Annotated in this window: 17 protein-coding genes; 2 read left to right on the top strand and 15 right to left on the bottom strand. The window is 42.6% G+C overall.

Annotated elements, in window-relative coordinates:
• The first annotated feature begins 63 nt into the window (after nt 1–63).
• Complete coding sequence (locus AB4Z50_RS21815) at nt 64–933, top strand: helix-turn-helix domain-containing protein (RefSeq protein WP_441882079.1); 870 nt, start codon at nt 64–66, stop codon at nt 931–933.
• An 82-nt stretch (nt 934–1,015) separates the two neighbouring features.
• On the opposite strand, the gene AB4Z50_RS21810 is transcribed toward AB4Z50_RS21815, so the two are convergent.
• The 7 genes from AB4Z50_RS21810 to AB4Z50_RS21780 all read right to left on the bottom strand — a co-directional run bounded on the left by AB4Z50_RS21810 (nt 1,016) and on the right by AB4Z50_RS21780 (nt 11,755).
• Nucleotides 1,016–4,048, bottom strand: coding sequence for a glycoside hydrolase family 2 TIM barrel-domain containing protein (locus AB4Z50_RS21810; protein ID WP_441882076.1), 3,033 nt, complete (start codon nt 4,046–4,048; stop codon nt 1,016–1,018).
• A gap of 77 nt (nt 4,049–4,125) precedes the next feature.
• Nucleotides 4,126–4,950 (bottom strand): carbohydrate ABC transporter permease, encoded by an 825-nt coding sequence (locus tag AB4Z50_RS21805; RefSeq protein ID WP_076270107.1) that lies wholly within the window; start codon nt 4,948–4,950, stop codon nt 4,126–4,128.
• Nucleotides 4,943–5,782 (bottom strand): carbohydrate ABC transporter permease, encoded by an 840-nt coding sequence (locus AB4Z50_RS21800; RefSeq protein ID WP_372239025.1) that lies wholly within the window; start codon nt 5,780–5,782, stop codon nt 4,943–4,945. The genes AB4Z50_RS21805 and AB4Z50_RS21800 overlap by 8 nt, the downstream gene beginning before the upstream one ends.
• Nucleotides 5,783–5,971: 189 nt before the next feature.
• The gene (locus AB4Z50_RS21795) at nt 5,972–7,273 is read right to left on the bottom strand and encodes an ABC transporter substrate-binding protein (protein ID WP_441882073.1); all 1,302 of its coding nucleotides are present in this window, start codon (nt 7,271–7,273) and stop codon (nt 5,972–5,974) included.
• A gap of 174 nt (nt 7,274–7,447) precedes the next feature.
• Nucleotides 7,448–9,223 (bottom strand): sensor histidine kinase, encoded by a 1,776-nt coding sequence (locus tag AB4Z50_RS21790; RefSeq protein ID WP_441882070.1) that lies wholly within the window; start codon nt 9,221–9,223, stop codon nt 7,448–7,450.
• A 3-nt stretch (nt 9,224–9,226) separates the two neighbouring features.
• Nucleotides 9,227–10,801: a response regulator transcription factor gene (locus AB4Z50_RS21785; RefSeq protein ID WP_441882067.1), complete on the bottom strand. Its 1,575-nt coding sequence runs from the start codon at nt 10,799–10,801 to the stop codon at nt 9,227–9,229.
• 51 nt (nt 10,802–10,852) lie between these two features.
• Complete coding sequence (locus tag AB4Z50_RS21780) at nt 10,853–11,755, bottom strand: ArsR/SmtB family transcription factor (RefSeq protein ID WP_441882064.1); 903 nt, start codon at nt 11,753–11,755, stop codon at nt 10,853–10,855.
• A 159-nt stretch (nt 11,756–11,914) separates the two neighbouring features.
• Between AB4Z50_RS21780 and arfA the strand changes: the two genes are divergently transcribed.
• Entirely contained in the window at nt 11,915–13,426 is a 1,512-nt protein-coding gene (gene arfA, locus AB4Z50_RS21775; protein ID WP_441882061.1) for an arabinosylfuranosidase ArfA, read from the top strand.
• Between the two features lie 71 nt (nt 13,427–13,497).
• Here arfA and AB4Z50_RS21770 read toward each other — a convergent pair whose 3' ends face one another.
• The 8 genes from AB4Z50_RS21770 to AB4Z50_RS21735 all read right to left on the bottom strand — a co-directional run bounded on the left by AB4Z50_RS21770 (nt 13,498) and on the right by AB4Z50_RS21735 (nt 18,540).
• Complete coding sequence (locus AB4Z50_RS21770) at nt 13,498–13,917, bottom strand: GreA/GreB family elongation factor (RefSeq protein WP_076270114.1); 420 nt, start codon at nt 13,915–13,917, stop codon at nt 13,498–13,500.
• 636 nt (nt 13,918–14,553) lie between these two features.
• A complete protein-coding gene (locus AB4Z50_RS21765; RefSeq protein ID WP_441882058.1) occupies nt 14,554–14,754 on the bottom strand; it encodes a hypothetical protein in 201 nt (66 codons plus the stop codon).
• A 134-nt stretch (nt 14,755–14,888) separates the two neighbouring features.
• Nucleotides 14,889–15,149: a hypothetical protein gene (locus AB4Z50_RS21760; protein WP_076270117.1), complete on the bottom strand. Its 261-nt coding sequence runs from the start codon at nt 15,147–15,149 to the stop codon at nt 14,889–14,891.
• 212 nt (nt 15,150–15,361) lie between these two features.
• Nucleotides 15,362–16,240, bottom strand: coding sequence for a TolB family protein (locus tag AB4Z50_RS21755; protein WP_441882055.1), 879 nt, complete (start codon nt 16,238–16,240; stop codon nt 15,362–15,364).
• Nucleotides 16,241–16,461: 221 nt separating this feature from the next.
• Nucleotides 16,462–16,668 carry a hypothetical protein gene (locus AB4Z50_RS21750; protein WP_441882052.1) on the bottom strand — a complete coding sequence of 69 codons (207 nt, stop codon included), beginning with the start codon at nt 16,666–16,668 and terminating at the stop codon, nt 16,462–16,464.
• A gap of 44 nt (nt 16,669–16,712) precedes the next feature.
• Complete coding sequence (locus tag AB4Z50_RS21745) at nt 16,713–17,402, bottom strand: metal-dependent hydrolase (protein WP_339208493.1); 690 nt, start codon at nt 17,400–17,402, stop codon at nt 16,713–16,715.
• A gap of 63 nt (nt 17,403–17,465) precedes the next feature.
• Nucleotides 17,466–18,083, bottom strand: a complete 618-nt coding sequence (locus tag AB4Z50_RS21740; RefSeq protein ID WP_441882049.1) for a cyclase family protein — start codon at nt 18,081–18,083, stop codon at nt 17,466–17,468.
• A gap of 190 nt (nt 18,084–18,273) precedes the next feature.
• Nucleotides 18,274–18,540: a hypothetical protein gene (locus AB4Z50_RS21735; RefSeq protein ID WP_441882046.1), complete on the bottom strand. Its 267-nt coding sequence runs from the start codon at nt 18,538–18,540 to the stop codon at nt 18,274–18,276.
• Nucleotides 18,541–18,657: the final 117 nt, after the last annotated feature.

The following is an 18,657-nucleotide window of genomic DNA, read 5'->3' as shown; positions in this document are numbered from 1 at the left end:
GATATGATTATCCCTTACCTTTTATTGTTAAGTTGTTTATCATAAATTGCTGAGGTGATCGATATGCAGGTCGATAAACTGTCCCCCTATATTCGGGTGGCTATGGACAGTGTGCTGGAGCCTACGTGGAAGATGGATGAGCGGGTTATTTGGGATTATGAACTGCTATACCTCATGGAGGGTCAAATGCTCGTAACCGTGGAGGATGTTGTCTATCACGGAAAGGCTGGAGACTGCTTCTTCTTTAAGCCCGGGCAAAGACACGCTATTCAAAATATTGGCGGAACGAGAGTCCGCCAGCCCCATGTTCATTTTGATCTGTATGTTCAGCCTGACAGCCAAGATGTTGGCGTTTCCTTTAAACCGCTCCATCAGATGAATACGAAGGAGAAGGGCTGGTTTCGTGATAATGAGCTATCCGCATCACCGTTTCTTATGCCTACTCATTTTCGCCTTGGAGACCCATTTCCTTTGGAACAATCGCTCTTCGAATTGATTCGCGAATTCGAAACGAAACCTCCCTTTTATGAGATCCGTATCAAAGGCTGTTTGCTGGCGATTCTGTCCCTCATCATGAGAGAGCAATATTGGGGCAGCAAAACGAAAAGTGATGGACAGCTGGGGCTGCTTACGGATGTTCGTTCATACATCGAGCATAACGTGCACCGCTGCATCAAGCTGGATGAGCTGTCTGAGCGATTCCATATAAGCAAATTCCATTTGATCCATTTGTTCAAAAACCTGTTTCAGCAAACACCGATTCAATATCATCAGCAGATCCGTATTGAAAAAGCTAAAATGATGATTCAGTTTACTTATTTGCCGATGCAGGATATCGCTGAGCAGCTCGGCTATTCGAACATTCATGCTTTCAGCCGTGCATTCAAAGGGAGTGAAGGCTGCAGTCCTTCCAAGTACCGGCAGGAAAAATAAATAGAGGCTGCCCCTGAAGTAGAATGATCTACATTGGGGACAGCCTCACTTCATTTTACATAATCTTGTTCATAAACATAACTTATACGCGGTGAATATTGAATTCAAACGCCAGCTCTTGATTTGCTGGAATGAGATATTCGTCATGGACTGGCGCACCCCAGCTGTCGTCACCGCCAACACCCATTTGTCTGCCGGCTACAGTAACTACCGTATAATGCACGTTCGGCAGCTCGTAATGATGGCTGGCACTTTCAAGCTCAAATGCTGTATAAGGCGAAATATTGCATTCTACCGGCTGCGCTGCAGGCGCTGTAATTCGAATGCCGCGACCATAATCATTCGTAATATTTACACGGCGAACGCCCGTGCGATTACCTGATTCTTGCGGCACGACATAGCCGGATACATTGTCTGCGGCATTGTTGCTGAACTCACAAAGCTTTGCGCCAAATGCCCGGTCAATGTAGTTCTCTTCCGGCCCCATGGCATACCAATCCAAATGGCTATAATCTGCGGGAACCTTGAATGATAATGCGAATATTGGCAGCTTCGGCAGCCCTTCCGCTCCTTTGTAGCGGGATTTGACGTTCAAGCTGCCGTCTGCGAACACGGTATACGCTACGGTGACAAGCACTTCCGAACTAATGCTCAACTTGTACTGGAAGGTAACGGTTGCACTTCCAGACTGCTCGGTAAATTCAACTTGAGTACATTTATGTGTCAGGCTTGCCGCAAACCATACACCGGAATCGAAGCCAAGCGAGAAGCCTTTATCGTTATCCGTTGTTGCACGCCAGAATAAAGGCGCCGGCGGGATAGCAATCATCTCTCTTCCCGCATAATTGACCGATGTGAGCGTGCCTGCCTGCTTCGAGAACATGATGCTGAAATCGCGACCATGCATGCCAATGTTAACATCACCTTCGACAACTCGAGGCGAACCTTCCGGATTCACGGCCTCCACACGATTATCCACTAAAAACACAAATTGTCCGAAGGAAATCTCATAGCCCGCTTGTGCCCATAAATGATCTTCTTTCAATGTGAGCGATGCATGCAGTACATATTCCCCTTGCTCCGCTGCCTCAGGAAGCTCAAGCTTCACATATGATTCACTTTGTGCTGCCACATCAACTAATAATGTACTGCGGAATATTTCTTTTCCTTCAAGATGGAGGCAAACAACTAAATCATATGCATCCGTACCCTCGAACAAATTCTCATTTTTAATCGTCACGCCATGGCGATCAGGAATAAGCTTCAAGTTCTGATAAAGAAATTTTACTTCCTGCATTTTCGGTGATTCCTTGCGATCTGCATAAACAATACCATTCGTACAGAAGTTATAATCCGTCGCGCGATCATCGAAGTCACCGCCGTAAGCAAGAAACTCTTTACCATAGCGGTCCTTCTTCACGATTACCTGGTCAATATAGTCCCAAATGAAGCCGCCTTTATACATCGGATACTTTTGTTCAAGCTCCGTGTATTTATGCATTCCACCTACTGAGTTGCCCATGGCATGCATATATTCACAGCTAATATATGGCTTTTGCGGGTCATCGTTCAAATACTCTTCGATATCAGCGGGCTTAGCATACATCCGGCTCTCCATGTCGCTTGTGTCGTTATATTTGCGGTTATGGAATACACCTTCATAATGAACTAAACGGCTAGGGTCCGTCTCGCGGAAATAATTCGATACGTTCAAGAGCACCTCGCCTGCATAGGCTTCATTGCCTACTGACCAAATGAGAATAGATGGATGGTTCTTATCGCGTTCAACCATGGAAATCGCACGGTCCATAACGATAGGCTGCCATTCCGGCTTGTTTTCCGGGATGTTCCACGAAGGCTCAACTGCGCCCATTTTTTGCCACGAGCCATGCGTCTCCAAATTCATCTCATCGATGACATATACGCCATAAATATCACATAGCTCATACCATAACGATTGATTCGGATAATGAGAGGTTCTCACCGCATTCAGATTGTTGCGCTTGAGCGTTGCAATATCCCAAAGCATATCATCCTTCGAAATCGCTCTTCCTTTGCGGCTATTGAATTCATGGCGGTTAACGCCCTTAAATACGATACGCTTGCCATTTAGATGCATGATTTTATTGATCATTTCAAATTTGYGGAAGCCAACCCTTTGAGGAATCGCTTCAATGAGATGACCTGCTTGATCATAAGCCGTAATATAAAGCATATACAAATAAGGCTTTTCTGCACTCCAAGGGATCACTACACCTGCATCAAATGAAAGGGATAAGGATGTACCTTCGACCGAATCAGATGAAACCGTCGCAACAGTTAAACCGTCTGCATCCTTTAGTTCCATCCTTATTCTCGATGGCTGCTGCCCTTCGAGTTTCATATCTGCTTGAATACTGCCAGTAGTATAGTCATCATTTAAATCTGCATGTACAAATAGGTCACGGACGTGGATACTTGGAACGGAATACAAATAAACATCACGGAAAATGCCTGAGAAACGCCAGAAGTCCTGATCTTCCAGCCAGCTGCCCGTACTGCGCTGATAAACTTCAACCGCAAGCTTGTTTTCGCCATCCACCAAATAAGGCGATAGATCAAACTCCGCTGGCGTAAAGCTGTCCTCGCTGTATCCAACAAATTCACCGTTCAACCATACATAAAACGCTGACTCCACACCTTGAAACGAAATGTAGACTGGTTTTTGCTGCATATTAGCTGGTACCTTAAAATATTTAACATAGCTGCCGACAGGGTTATGATCCTCCGGAATAGCTGGCGGACGAATATCATGATGACCGTCCCAAGGATACATCGTGTTTACATATTGAGGTTTGCCGTAACCCTGCATTTGGATATGTCCCGGCACGTTAATATCTCCCCAGCTATCGCAAACATAATCCAATTGGTAGAATCGCTCTGGACGATCCTCCGGTTTCACGGCATAGCTGAATTTCCAGCTTCCGTTTAGATCATAGCGAAGTGCCATTTGGTCATCAGCGGCTGCTTCCTCTATTGTTTCGTAATAGCGATGATCAGAATGTGCTGGCAGCCGGTTCACAGCAAATACGCTTAAATCGGTAAGCCAATTTATCGTCGGTTTCATTTCATTCATTTTATTTTCCCCTTAAATGGATTTAAAAGTCAGGCGGGCTGCGGTGAAACAAGCAGCCCGCCTGACTCTGATTATGCTTATTTTACTGAACCCGTCATCCCTGCTACGAAATGCTTCTGCATTAGGAAGAACACCAGCGCAGTTGGAATCGTAGATATAACGATCGCTGTCATAATAATGCCGTAATCCGGTGAATAGCTCGATCCTAGATTGGATATGAGCATCGGAATTGTTTTCTTCTCCGGCGATTGCAATACAATGAGCGGCCATAAGTAGTTGTTCCAGCTCGACATGAACGTAATGATTCCTGCCGCTGCATAGGTCGTTTTCATTGTAGGCATGAAGATTCGGAAGAAAAGACTGATTTCGTTAAGCCCATCAATTCGGCCCGCCTCCAGCAGCTCCCGCGGAAACATCTTCGTGTTCTGACGGAAGAAGAAAATAAGAAACGCTGTGGTAAAGGTCGGAAGGACTACACCAGACAACGTGTCTATGCCGAGAAAGGGAACCGCTTGCGATATGCCTGCAAACATTTGATACAACGGCACCATGATAGCCGCAAAAGGAATCATCATGGATAACAGCAGGATGTTAAATACAACATCCTTTGCTTTGCTCTTATAAATCTCAAAGCCATAACCAGCGAGTGAGGCAATAACCATGGCCAATATGGTTGTTGTGACCGATATTTTTGCCGAATTCAATAATGCAGGAACAATATCTACCGTCTCAAATAACTGACTTAAATTTTCAAACAGCTGGCTGCCGGGAAGCAATCTTCCCTTCGTTACGTCAGCCGACTTATTCGTAGCGCTGATAATCATCCAAAGAAATGGAAAGATGGACACGAACGCAGCGACACTTAGAAAAATATAAACAAAGATGCGTTTTAATTTATCCATTTTTATCACCTGCCGCTTTAAACTGTACAAATGCCAATATGATGATCATGATGACGATGGAATACGACACGGTTGCAGCATAGCCGAAATCGGACGAATACTTGAATGACAAATTGTAAATATATTGCGAAATGGACATCGACGCATTGCCTGGTCCACCCTTCGTAATATTGACAACTTCATCAAACAACTGCAAGGTTCCGATCGTTGAAGTAATGGATGTAAACAATATGATCGGTTTAAGCAATGGCACCGTAATGCCAAAAAACTGTCTCGTAGAGGAGGCGCCATCAATTTTTGCTGCCTCATAAATCGAGTGATCAATATTTTGAAGCGCGGACAAGTAGAAAATCATATTATAGCCAGTCCAGCGCCATGTGATTGCAATGATAACTGTTATTTTCGCCCAGAAAGGGTCCGTGATCCATTGAATCGGTGTCGAGACCAAATGGAGATTAGTCAGCATTTTATTGACCAATCCGTCTGTAGCAAATAAGTATTTAAAAATAACGGAATAAGCAACGAGTGAGGTAACGGCCGGTAAAAATATTGCCGTACGGAAAAAACCTTTAAATTTCAGCTTGCTGTCATTTAGTAATACAGAAATAAACATAGCCAAAACAATCATAACGGGTACTTGGATAATCAAATAAATAAATGTGTTTTTAACGGCAGTCAAAAACGTTTTATCGCTGAAAAGCCGAACGTAGTTATCAAATCCTGTAAAAGATAAATTCATACCTTTACCGGATTTAAACGATAAAATGAGCGCTTGAATCATCGGATAGAAATAGAATGCCGCAATCATAATGACGGCTAGTATAACGAACATCCATCCAGTTAAGTTGGCTCTCGTGCGAATACTCACGCCAGGCCTCGCTGCTTTCACGTTAGCCTAACCCCTTTCTTTACGGAAAAAATAAAACCTTTAGACTCCTCCAGCTCCTGCTGCCGGAAGCCGAACATGCGAATCAGGAGTAGGAGAAGCCCCAGGTTTTATTCACTTGCCGTATGCTCTGATTTATTTAACTTGCGTTTCTGCTTGTGCTTGAGCATCGCTTAACACTTTATCGATTGTTTTGCCGCCTAAGAAATTTTGCATTTCTACAACGAGAATATCTTCAATCGCGTACGTGTGCATGCCGTAGTTCACTTTTGGAATTTTTTCTGTCCATTTAGCGAAATCTTCAATGACCTTTTGTCCGCCGAAAAATTCATCCGATTGCTTGTACGCATCGCCAGCAGCTGCTGCTTTAAGTGTACCGATTGCGCCAATCTCTGTTACAAGCTTCTGATAAAGATCTACATCCGAACCAAATGTTTGTTTCAAGAATTCTGCCGCTGCTTCTTTGCCGTCAACGTTCATGACATACCATGAGCTGCCGCCAAGGTTAGAAGCATTTACGGAATTCGGGTTGTTCGTTAGTTTAGGGAATGGCACGACTGCCCATTTGCCGGACTGTGATGCTTCAGCCTTAACGGAAGCTGTAATCCAGTTGCCGGTAGGGATCGTTGCTACATCACCGCTATTGAATCCACCAACAAATTGGCTCCAGTCAGAAATAACCTTCACGATGTCAGCGTTCATAATTTCTTTGTATGTTTCAAAAGCTTCTTTAAGCGCTTCGTTGCCTGCTAAGTTAGGTGTAGTACCGTCTTCCTTCAAATACCATGAGCCAGCAGATTGGATCATCATGCGAATGAGTCCAAGGTCATTCGGATCTTGTGTAAGAAGTGCTTTGCCTGTTTTGGCTTTCACAGCTTTACCGATCTCGATAAACTTCTTCCAGTCAATATCTTGAAGGTCAGCTAGCTTATAGCCTGCTTCTTCTAAGTAGTCTTTTCTTACGTACAAGCCTGCAGCGCCCGTATCAAATGGTACGCCGTATTGCTTGCCATCTAGGCTAGTTGGCCCGATTTTGTAATCGGCAAAATCGCCTGGCTTAATGAAATCTGTTAATTCGAAAAATGCTTCTGGGTAAGCTTGCAAGAAGCTTTGTGCACGGTAATCTTCAATCAACACGATTGTTGGCAAGCTTTTTGTTGTACCTGCGTTCAAACCAGCATTCAATTTTTGAATAATATCCGCTTGCGCATTTTCAACGATGTTAACTTTTAGAGTGGAATCCGGATTTTTTGCTTTGTAGGCTTCGCTTGCGCGCTCCATAGCACCGATGTTAAAAGCTTTATCCCACGCCCATACTGTAATTTCCTTCGTCCCCTCAGCAGGTGTACCGCCATTGTTAGGAACATTGTTTTCTTTACTAGAACATGCGGTCAGCAGTACGAAGCTGGCCAACATAATTGCAAGTAGTTTTTTCAATTCATTCAACCCCTTGGATACTTATTTGAAAGCGTTTGCCGGCTAACGATTTTAATTATATCAACTCGATAAATTGACCCGTTAGCAATATATTTGTGTGCTTTTGTCATTCTATTGTTACCTTTCCAATCGTTATTATGTAATTGTGATTTATTTTGTTTATTGGTATTTTTTTTAGGAGGATTTGAGCGGAATCCTAATTTTCACCCGTGTTCCCTCACCGATATCACTCACAATTTCAACGCCAAATTCCTCTCCATAGAGCAAAACGATCCGATCTTGAACGTTTCGAATGCCAATTCCAGAGAAAAAATGGCTGCCGCTGCTCGAGCTGTTGTCCTGATTTTCATGGTCATAATCCTTCATGCCAACCCCATTGTCGACGACTTCAATCACTAATGCATTTTCCTCGCGCGAGAAAAGCACATAAATATGTCCGTCATTTCGCTCTTGGAAGGCGTGAAAAAAGGCATTTTCAATAAATGGCTGGATGATGAGCTTCGGTAAATGATACCCATAACAATCATTCGAAACAAAATAATTGACGACAATTTGCTCGCCGTAACGAACATGGTTAATGAAAACGTAGTGTTTTAAATTGACGAGCTCTTGCGCTACGCTGATTGTTTCGCTGATGTTGCTTACTGTATTTTGCAATAATGAAATAAGTGAATTGATCGTGGCTGCTGCTTTTTCCTTGTTGCCCTGCTGCACTAATATTTTGACGGATGCTAATGTGTTATAAAGAAAATGAGGATTAATTTGCATTTGCAGCGCTGAAAGCTCTGCATTGCGCTGGTCCTTCTGCGTCTGAATCAGCTGCTTTATATAATCATTTAGTTCATCCAACATATAGTTGTAAGCATTTCCGAGCTGCTTAATCTCATAGCTGCCTGTGACGTTAATATAATTATCGAAGTGATTGGCCGTAATACGCGACATTTGTCTAGCGAGCATCGTCAACGATTTCGTCAATCTTCTTGATATAAGAAATACGATAATAAGTGCACTGAAAACAATGGCAATGCAAATAAGCGCGACAGTCTTAAAATCAACCATCTCGCTGAGCACTGCTTGCTTGTCGATTAAATTAACGAGATAAAAATCATAAACGGGCAGATATTGAGAGAGCACCAAGTTGCTTTTCCCCATCACGCTTACATCTTTAAAATCTAATTTTTGCTCGTCAATTTCTTTGGCGTAACCGAGCAGAGCATCTTCTTGTTTTCCTATAAGCTCATGACGATTGCTCGAAACGACCAAACCAGATCGATCCAAAATAACGACATCATTGCCTCTGCTTGTGAAGCTTGAAAAAAACCGTTTAAATTCACTTTCCTTTATTGCAAAATAAACAATGCCGTATTTTTTCGCGCTCGTCTTTTCCATAAGTGCCCTGGATGCAACGATAATCGGATCTTCTGCTGACGTATCAACCATGTTCTCAATATCCAACTGATAGATTAACCGCTTTGGCGCGACTAGCGTATTCTCGGTTAAGCGGCTATTTCTTAGCTTCTCCAAGGAACTCGGCCAATAATAGCTGTCTGTCGAATGGTTTTTACCATTAATCCCTGTGATCGTAATGGTGACGGGGTATGCAGCGACATTGGACTGAATCCGTTTCATTTGCATGCTGGCCTCATAATAACTGCTAACCGACGAAATAGCGTTTTTATCCGGCTTTGTGAGGAAACCTTTTATCGAACCATTTTGCAGCACATTATTGGAGGCGGTGACGATCGAATAGTTGAAGGATTCAAAGTTCGCTTTAATTTGACTGATGATTTTGGAATTTGTAATGCTGAAGGTATTCATGAACAGCTTCTCTGACATTTGTATCATGACGGTAGAGGTAAGCAGCGACACGGCAATGATGCTGACAAGCGTAACCGTAAACATTTTTATAAATAGGCCGTGATATTTAAATTTGTCCAAAAAAACTCTCATAACCTAATCCCTCTTCTTGCCCATGTATTGTTTTCTATAATGACTAGGCGACAGACCTGTCAGCTTCTTAAATACTTTCGTGAAATAACTGTGATCTGAGTAACCAACCATGCCGCTAATCTCAGAAATGGACGCTGCGTCTTGCTGCAGCAGCTCAGCCGCTTTCTCCACTCTGATTTTATTCAAATATTCACTAAAGCCTTCTTTATTATGCGCTGTGAAATAACTAGACAAATACGATGGATTAAAATGAAAATGTTTGGCGATCTCCGTCAGACTAAGCGGCTCAGCATAGTTCTCCCGAATAAATTGCAGCAGCAGCGTCATATTCGGGTTGCTGCTTGCTGTTCCTCTCACCTGAACCACGTCATTCACTTCGTTAATAAATGCTTGTAAGAGCGCAGCTGCCTCGTTAACATGAGAAGATTCACCAATGGATTTGAAATAGGCATACTTCGTTTCATCTAGCTTTTTCATCGCTGGGTCTAAGCGCCCCAATAAAATCGTTATATTGAAAATGACATTGCCTAAAAAGGATTTAAACTCGAAAACATCGGTTTTATATTGGCTTGAACGGCTATTCACATAATTGAGCAGCTCGCCAAACGCTTCATCGAATTGCCGTCTGTTCAAATGCTCAGTAAATTGATTCATGTTGAAGACATCAATTTCATCCGAGGTTTTTGGAAGTTCGCCATGTACGATCAAACGATTGGAGGGCGGAAGAAAGTAACGGTAGGAGTTTAATTTCAGAAAACTGTTCTTGTAGTTCGAACCAAGCTGCCTCAAATCATCAAATGTCTCACCGATCGTCCATCCAATCTCATTCAGCCGCTCTCCCGACCAAGCAGCAAGCTCCCTGCCTGCTCTTACCAAGCTATGCTGCTCGCTTTGATCCATATTGACGAGTAGAGCTGCCATATTAGGTTCTACCGGCAGTGCAAAATAAACCGCCTGCGGACATTCGCTGCTGAGTACCGCTTTCATTTTGTCGAGCCAATAGGAATCATCATATCTTTCCCTGCTCATGCTGTTCAGAGACTTCAAATCTGTTCCAATCAGCCGATAGCTGTTATGAGGAAATGCTTCTGCAAGGACGTGGTCATCCACATCGATCTCGTAACCGGAGATTAGCTTCTCTACAATATGTTTAATGGATAAAGCCTCGTTAGTTGATTCCACTAGCTTCAGAGACGGAATTTTTTGCGCCGTTCGTTTCACCGTGTCTAATAGCTGAATAGCTTCAAGCTTAGGTTTTAAAATATAGTCAACTACGCCGCTTTGAAAGGTCGATCTCACATAATCAAACTCACCATAACTGCTCAATATGATGACTTCAATCTCTGGATATCTTGCCTTTATTGCACGAGTTAACTCTTCTCCGCCCATAACAGGCATAACGATATCAGTGATCACAATATGAGGCTCGACGCGCTCGATCAGCTCAAGCGCCTCTTTTCCATTTGATGCCTCTCCTACAATCTGGAAGCCCTCCTGCTCCCAATTCAACAGATGCTTAATTCCCTGCCTGACTAATAGTTCGTCATCTACAATAACAACACGACATGAAATTTCCATTCGTAAACCTCCGCCATCCCCGTCATTTTTTTCTGTCAAATAAGAAGGCAATCATTCATAATAGCTGCGAATAACAATATCTTGGTCATAATTCCCGAAGCCTTTTCCATAAAGGGTGAGACCGCCGCGGCCATGCGACGTATCATCCGCCCTTATGCGGAATGTCCACTGCGAACGATTCCATGATACATCATCAATCGTCATATCAGAAATTTGCTGACCATCGATAAATGAACCTTTTTTATTTATTCGAAGCACCTTTAATAAGCCATACTGGTTAACGTCAGAATGCCACCAATCTGGTGAATAACGGCCTCTCATCCGGCCGAAGTCGCCAGGACTCGTCCACATGCCAAGCTTTTGCTCATTCAGAGTAAATTGAATATCTGACGGCCAATTCTCATTGACATAGGGTGCCTCTGATCCAATTTCAAATGATATTTCAATTTCCTGTACGACCTGATCCTTAAATAAATAATTAGGAATTTTGTATTCAACAAAACCTCTAGTGAACCATAAAATCCCTGCTTGAACACGCTCAGGATCCATAAAATAAGTGGGCATGTCATAATGCCCGATCATCTTCTCCGTCGATGCAATGCCGCAGGTCGGAGCAGCTTCAATATCCGTATAATGTCCAACCGGCATGGACACTTCCTTATATTTTCTAGAACTCTCTGCATATTTAGACAGTTTAACTTGGAGATACTCTGCCGACAAGGAGCAATATTTATAAGTGCCTCCATTTATTCTGCGCATTCTATAACTAACTAGGCCGGCATTTTGCAGCTTGTTGACATGGGTGCTTACAATTGCGCTGCTCAAATACAACTCTGCAGCAAGCTCCTTTATATGCATCTCTTTGTTGTTCAGCAAATCAATAATTTGCAAGCGCACTTCGCTCGCAAGCGCTTCGTATACACGCAGCGACGCTGCATCGGTTGATAAATACATGTGAAACTCACCCGCTTTTACAATTAGTAATTTAGTTAATCCTAAAGCAATTCACAACAATCGTATTGAATGTATTTATTTATTATGATAAATATTAGATATTAAATCAACAAATATGAATTAGTTAATACATTAATTCAACTGGGAGGAAAATTATTCATGTCTATGAAATCTACCATGCATATTGATAAAAACTTCACACTTTCCGCAGTCGACCCACGGCTCTATGGATCATTCATTGAGCACTTAGGCAGAGCGGTATATGGGGGAATTTACGAGCCCGGCCATCCTACCGCAGATGAAAACGGCTTCCGCGGCGATGCATTGGAGGCCATTCGCTCTTTGAATGTGCCAATTATACGTTATCCAGGAGGAAATTTTGTATCCGGCTATAATTGGGAGGATGGCGTCGGGCCTAAATCCGAGCGCAAACGTCTTCTTGATCTTGCATGGTGGACAACAGAAACGAATGAAGTAGGAACAAACGAATTTGCAGATTGGGCGAAGCTTGTCGGCTCAGAAGTGATGATGGCTGTAAATCTTGGAACACGCGGCATTGATGCGGCTAGAAACCTTGTTGAATATTGTAACCATCCATCAGGGTCTTACTACAGCGATCTTCGCATTTCACATGGCTATAAAGAGCCTCATAAATTTAAAACCTGGTGCTTAGGGAATGAGATGGACGGACCTTGGCAAATCGGGGCAAAAACTGCTGTGGAATATGGAAGACTTGCGAATGAAACGGCCAAAGCAATGCGCTGGGTCGATCCATCCATCGAGCTTGTTGCTTGTGGCAGCTCATCTAGCGGCATGAGCACTTTCGCGGAGTGGGAAGCAACCGTGCTTGACCTTACCTATGATCAAGTGGACTTCCTATCGCTTCATACGTATTACAACAATAACGAAAACGATTCCTCCAACTTCTTGGCAAAATCGCTTGATATGGATCAGTTCATTTACAGCGTAACAGCCATTTGCGATTATATGAAGGCAAAGAAACGGAGCAAGAAAAAGCTGATGCTCTCGCTTGATGAGTGGAATGTATGGAACTCGATAGGCTCAAGCCGAGCAGAAGAGCTTTGGCAAGTAGCTCCACCTGAATTCGAGGATGTGTATACACTTGAGGATGCACTGGCTGTAGGCTGTTTCCTGATTACGCTGCTCAAACACGCGGACCGCGTAAAAATGGCATGTATCGCTCAGTTGATTAATGTCATCGCCCCAATAATGACAGAGACCGGCGGGCCATTATGGCTGCAAACGACCTATTATCCTTATCTTCACGCTTCCGTTTATGGAAGAGGAACCGTGCTTCATCCGATTATTTCATCACCAAAATACGATTCCAAGGATTTCACTGACGTTCCTTATTTAGAAGCAATCAGCGTTTTCAATGAGGAACTAGGTGAAATTACTATTTTCGCCGTCAATCGTCATTTATCCGAAGGACTTGAGCTTGATGTAGATGTGCGCAGCTTCGGCGATGTAAGCATTATCGAGCATATCGTTCTGGAGCATGATGACTTGAAAGCAAATAATACGAAAACGAACCCAAGCAACGTCGTACCTCATAACCGCGGCACTGCCAAAGCTGATCATGGAAACGTTAAAGCGATGCTCGGTAAAGCATCTTGGAACGTGATCAGACTTCAAACTAACAGAGGTTAATTAAGCCTCTCAGAATAGAAAATATACTAAAAAACCGCTGAAGCTATAGCTTCAGCGGTTTTTTTCTAGTTCTATTGAATATGAAGCATTCGCATTCGCATAGCTCCAGCTGGCGTCTCAACCGATATAATATCTTCTATGCGGCTCATCAGCAGCTGTCTTCCGACAGGAGAGAGGAACGAAATGTTATTCTGCTCCGGATCTGCGTCATGGGGATAAACAATTTTGAACGTATCTGAGGTAGCGTCATCCAAATAAGAAATGGTAACCTCGCAGCCTATAAATACGGTTGATGGCAATCGCTCATCCGATGATTTCAGCTCTTTCTCGACAAACTGTACATATTCGGTAATAAATTGATAGATTTGCTTACGCTCTGACTCCTGTTTGGGCGCATGCGCATCAAGAAAAGCTTGCTTCTCTTCACCCAAAACTACGAGCTGAAGCCTTAGTTGATCTCTAAGGGTATCTAAGGGAAGACTATGGTTCATAGTATACTTCACCCCCTAAAGACGTATTGCGCAGCGGCAAGGTTTGGACGATGATTCGCATCATTTGCTGCTTCCTCCTTATAAAAATATAGGCCTCTAAGAGTAGAGGCCTTGCTCCCATATTATCAGACTTCAATCAGAAGTCCAATCTCTAGTTTTTTTTGATCGAACCATTGAATTAACCTAGCGCTTCTCTATCCTCATTTGTCTCGCAAGGCAGTAGCACACGCATTGTATAAGGGAGTTTCATATTGTATAGAAGACTACTAGGAAAGGAGCTGACAATATTGTCTTGCAGACCATTTTGTCCGACAGTCCGGGTATATGATCCTCCAGTAACGGTTACCAGAGATGTTTTCCATCCACAAATCGTAGAGGTAGTTCACCAAGTAAACGTTGTTACACGTCATCACTGTGTTCCTTGTGAAAAACACCTTTATCAATACTGCTATGTTGATGAAAATCAAGTAGGTGGCGAACAAGAAAACAGATCAAACCGTTCGCATAAACGCCATAAAAGCGAGAGATCCTATATTTCGAGAGCAAAAAAGAAAAAATCAAAAAAATAGTTGAAAGACAAAGAGAGCCTTCTTTCAGAGGCTCTCTCTTTGTTCACTTTAACTTAGAAATGCGTATTTAAGGTGTTGTAACATCATCGTTTGTTATGGCATCATCCGTCTTATCAGGGGTGTTATTGGCGCCGTCTTCAATCACGTTGCTGTTGCCATTATTGTTAACATCCTTATCATTATTGCAAGCGGAAGCGGTAAAAATAACAACTATACTCATCATCGTTATCAAAAGCAATTTATTAAGCTTTTTAGTAGGTTTATTCATGCTCAGTGCTCCCTTCAGCTTCGTTGTAAGATTATTCTTAAACAATACTTACCCCGCAGGAAATAATTGAATCAACAAAAAAAGACCGTAATCGGTCTCTTTTCTTTGAAATCGCCTATGAAAACAATATAGAGTCAATAAAATGATCCTTTGCGCATCTCAGTAAAATGAAATAATCCAGATCGATGATTCGATTCTCTTACCTTGTCAATCATTTCGCACAAGCTTACCATCGTATCCGTATCTCTTGTTGATGAAGCGATCTGATACAGCGTATTAAAGCTTCCTAAAGCATTCTCTTTATTAACTGCCCCGCTCTTCAAATTACTTAACACTCGTTCGCTCTCACTGTTAATGAACCAAACTATCCGCTTTCTGAAATTCGAATTAGTCATGAGCAACCCTCCGCTGTCAATAAAATAGCACCTGTTTAGTATAGCTTCATGAATAATAAAACGTTGTCGAAGTAAGAAGTCGAAAAAAAATATTTCACAACAAAAATCCCGCTCCTTCACGGTTAGTGAGAAGAGCAGGAATATTGTCATGCTACTATAAGCATATATTCGTTCTAAATGATGTATGGATTCGCTCCTTCAAACAAAAATAATTATATAAATTTATAGCTAACAAAAGCGAGCTCGCGGCTATCCGGCGACCAAGAGTTCACATTGATTGTGCCCTGACCGCCAAATAATTCAGCAATGACAGCATGTGGTCCGCCTTTGCTTGGCATTAGACGAATTTCAACATCTTTATTGGCAGGATGATCGTTCGGCTCAACATCACCCTTGCGGTAAGTAATATAAGCAACGGATTCACCATCGGGAGACACATGTGGAAACCAATTATTGCTCTCATCAAATGTCATTTGAGTCTGCTCGCTTCCATCAACGTTCATGCGCCATACTTGCATCAAGCCAGTTCTTGTCGAATTGAACCAAACATGTAGGCCGTCCGGCGAATATTCCGGTCCATCATCCAGACCAGGCGTATCGGTCAGCTGTGCTTCAATCCCGCCGTGAGCCGGTATCGTATAAATGTTGTACTGACCATTCCTTTCTGCACAGTAAGCGAGCGAGGCGCCGTCAGGAGACCAGCCGTGCAAATAGCTTGGTGCTAACGGTGTAATTAGGGCAGGCAAACCTTCAGATAATGAAAATATATAAATTCGTGATTTTCCATCTTCCTGCGTGTGATGGCTTACCGCTAATTGTGTATTGTCAGGTGACAAAACATGATCATTGTTGCAATGATTGGCATACCCCGATTCGATCAGCTTGCTTTCCCCAGTTGCTAGCTCAAAGGTGAAGAGCAAACCTCCGCTGTTATAAATAAGATGGTTGCCGTCTTTGGTCCAGTTTGGCGCTTCAATTAAATGATTAAATTCAGCCAAAACTATGCGTTCGCCAGTTTTCACATCGATCTTTTCAAGCATGCTGACTAATGTGAGCTCTTCATTATTTCGGGATTCTTGTGCAGCTTCCATCTCATATCTACCGCCTTATATAAGTATAATTTCTAAAATCTGCATTCACTTGTATCACGGCACCTCATTTTTGAACACGCGTTTATACAAATTAAAAAATAAATCCTATTTCTTAAATAGGACTTATTTCTATGTTATTTTGAACATTATGAACACGCGTTAACAGGTACATCATACACAAAACGTGAAATCGCTGTCAATCCTTTTTACTCTCAAACGCCTTATTTCATTACATCATCTTTCACTTGTGTCTTCTTATATTCCAAATAACGCATAATGGCCACAAGCAAATTCAAAACACCCATTGCCATCATACTGTATATCGGCCATAAGTCTTGGAAAGTAGGCATATGAACGCCGTTGCCAACAGGTCCGGTTTTGGGCTGACTCGCATCCCATAGCGCGTACCAAAGAAAACACACTGACATTACGATTATAAGAACACATGTGACAATGTAAATGACATGCCTAGTCATACCGTCATTTTCTCGCCTGGTTTCAGAACTTTTCCGTTAATCCCTCTGTCTTGCAGCTGCTGCACGAAGCTTTCAGCCTCTTGGCGAATGACAGGAAAAGTATTGTAATGAACAGGTACAACCAGCTTCGCGTTATACCATATTGCTGCTTGCAGCGCATCATCTATCCCCATCGTATAATGATCGCCAATCGGAATAAAAGCGATATCGATCGAATGACGGTCACCAATCATTTTCATATCGCCAAATAATGCGGTATCACCTGTATGAAGAACATTTAGTTGTTCCATATTTACAATGTAACCGGCAGGCATGCCACCGTACAAAATGGTTTTGTCCTCTTCGACAACGATCCCTGAGGAATGGAACGCTTGTACCATTTTAGCTTTGGCAAATCCCAAATCTAACGTTCCGCCAATGTTCATGCCGATCGTTTTTACACCCTTCCATGACATATAAGCCGCGAGCTCCGGGTTCGCCACAACAGGAGCATCATTGTTTAATGCAATCTGATCCGCATCTAAAATATGGTCCATATGAGCATGAGTGAGGAGTACGGCATCCGTCTTTATCTCCTCCGCTTTCGTAGTGGCAAGCGGATTGCCTCTCAGAAAGGGATCGATAATAAGCGATTTATCCCCCGCGATCAATTGAATACAAGAGTGTCCATGATAAATAATATCCATAAAAACATCATCCTCCTTCGTTTTAGTTGAAAGCTTGGGCTTGCTTTACGTCTCGTTATATCGTTATTCTTTTACGCGTGCGATCACTCGTGCTATGGATGAGTCCGCTTGAATAAGGAGCGGCAGTGCTATAATTTCAAAGGCTTGAATGCCAATCAGCCGCTTCACATTCGCTAAATTTTCTATAATAAAAATATTGCTGCCAAACAAGCTTTTATGAATGGAAAAAGGATAGCGGTCAGGCGAAGGTGTATCTAAACCGATCATTTTCACCTTTTTTCGAATAAGCAAATCAACAAAATCGGCGGTCAAAGCCGGATAATCGCTGAAATAATAAGGTTTCCCATAAAAATCGCCGTGCCCAGTATGTAAAATAACGATCTGTCCCTCATGAATACGTGTTTCGTACTCTTCTTTGTAATCGACTACTGCAGCTCCAGTTACATCCAGCAGCACGCCATCTCCAACAAATTGCTCGACTGAGGTTTCTGTCATATATTTCTGAATGTCCAATAAGTGCATCGGGCCGTCGATATGAGTGCCTGCATGCATATTAATCGATAATTGGTGGTTATTGTACCCATCACTTTGAAAATGACTGCTTTGCACCAGAGTCGTCTCTATGTGCCCCGGAAATACCGGCATTCCGTCATGAATCATATGCGTCAAGTCTATGATCATACTGCCACATCCTCCTGCATGAATTGTCTTTATCTTACATAAAAACTATATCATATCAGAGTTGATTACGAAAATGAGCTTTAACGGCAGGGAGAGAAAAAAACCAAAATGGACTTGGCGTAGAATTGATTTGATTTAGATTAAGTAACGAGGAGAGTGAAGCATAAGTTTGAGGTTTATTGTTATTTGGTTAAATTGAAGTTTGCAGGTGTGAAGCTTTAATGCCCAGCGATATTTTCATAACCAATTGTTTCAATTGCTTCTGCTGAAGCACGGCTTCCTTAACAAAAAAAGCTTCATCACGAATCAATGCTGCAAGTGTATCCATCGCTGCTTTGGCTGCAAGGAACTCATCTTCAAGCAAATAATAAGCCGCTTGATAGGCATATGTTTCATGCTGCTTCAGGATGGATGCTTTCCATTGCAGCTCACCATTTCTTATTAATGTCGTATTCACAGCAACTATTCACCCTCCTGAAGTACCTTTTCCACGCGTTGTATGGATAAATTAACTATACACAACACCTCACCATCCACCTAGTACCATGTTTCTGTAGTACTTGACAAACGTGAA

It is taken from the genome of Paenibacillus sp. 2TAB26 (assembly GCF_052115145.1).
Taxonomy (GTDB): Bacteria; Bacillota; Bacilli; order Paenibacillales; family Paenibacillaceae; genus Pristimantibacillus.
Note: the sequence above shows the minus strand (reverse complement) of the source record. Positions and strands in the feature narration are given on the sequence as shown.

What these genes read in the sequence shown, in the direction of transcription:
- AB4Z50_RS21815 (WP_441882079.1), top strand. Translation starts at nt 64, where the DNA reads ATGCAGGTCGATAAACTGTCCCCCTATATTCGGGTGGCTATGGACAGT.
- AB4Z50_RS21805 (WP_076270107.1), bottom strand. Translation starts at nt 4,950, where the DNA reads ATGGATAAATTAAAACGCATCTTTGTTTATATTTTTCTAAGTGTCGCT.
- AB4Z50_RS21800 (WP_372239025.1), bottom strand. Translation starts at nt 5,782, where the DNA reads ATGTTCGTTATACTAGCCGTCATTATGATTGCGGCATTCTATTTCTAT.
- AB4Z50_RS21790 (WP_441882070.1), bottom strand. Translation starts at nt 9,223, where the DNA reads ATGAGAGTTTTTTTGGACAAATTTAAATATCACGGCCTATTTATAAAA.
- AB4Z50_RS21785 (WP_441882067.1), bottom strand. Translation starts at nt 10,801, where the DNA reads ATGGAAATTTCATGTCGTGTTGTTATTGTAGATGACGAACTATTAGTC.
- AB4Z50_RS21780 (WP_441882064.1), bottom strand. Translation starts at nt 11,755, where the DNA reads ATGTATTTATCAACCGATGCAGCGTCGCTGCGTGTATACGAAGCGCTT.
- arfA (WP_441882061.1), top strand. Translation starts at nt 11,915, where the DNA reads ATGTCTATGAAATCTACCATGCATATTGATAAAAACTTCACACTTTCC.
- AB4Z50_RS21770 (WP_076270114.1), bottom strand. Translation starts at nt 13,917, where the DNA reads ATGAACCATAGTCTTCCCTTAGATACCCTTAGAGATCAACTAAGGCTT.
- AB4Z50_RS21765 (WP_441882058.1), bottom strand. Translation starts at nt 14,754, where the DNA reads ATGAATAAACCTACTAAAAAGCTTAATAAATTGCTTTTGATAACGATG.
- AB4Z50_RS21760 (WP_076270117.1), bottom strand. Translation starts at nt 15,149, where the DNA reads ATGACTAATTCGAATTTCAGAAAGCGGATAGTTTGGTTCATTAACAGT.
- AB4Z50_RS21755 (WP_441882055.1), bottom strand. Translation starts at nt 16,240, where the DNA reads ATGGAAGCTGCACAAGAATCCCGAAATAATGAAGAGCTCACATTAGTC.
- AB4Z50_RS21750 (WP_441882052.1), bottom strand. Translation starts at nt 16,668, where the DNA reads ATGTCAGTGTGTTTTCTTTGGTACGCGCTATGGGATGCGAGTCAGCCC.
- AB4Z50_RS21745 (WP_339208493.1), bottom strand. Translation starts at nt 17,402, where the DNA reads ATGGATATTATTTATCATGGACACTCTTGTATTCAATTGATCGCGGGG.
- AB4Z50_RS21740 (WP_441882049.1), bottom strand. Translation starts at nt 18,083, where the DNA reads ATGATCATAGACTTGACGCATATGATTCATGACGGAATGCCGGTATTT.